Genomic DNA, 236 nt, shown 5'->3' with positions numbered 1-236 from the left:
ATGAAAAAGTGAAGGCGATTCATGATTATGTTGTAAAACATGTTTCTTACGATACGTCTTATAAAGCGTATACAGCGTATGAGGCACTCGCGAATCGTTCTGCCGTTTGCCAAGGTTACACACTATTAACCTATCAATTATTAAAAGAAGCTGGAATTGAGAATCATTTTGTAGTAGGAACTGGAGACGGTCAGCCTCATGCTTGGAATTTAGTTAAAATCGATAGCAAGTGGTAC

The 236-nt window shown here is 38.1% G+C and carries 1 protein-coding gene; it reads left to right on the top strand.

Annotated elements, in window-relative coordinates; all coding sequences use genetic code 11:
* The coding region (locus SB775_RS33820; RefSeq protein ID WP_410865668.1) for a transglutaminase domain-containing protein at positions 1–236 on the top strand (236 nt) is incomplete at both ends.

The organism is Peribacillus sp. SIMBA_075 (assembly GCF_046534585.1).
Note: the sequence above shows the minus strand (reverse complement) of the source record. Positions and strands in the feature narration are given on the sequence as shown.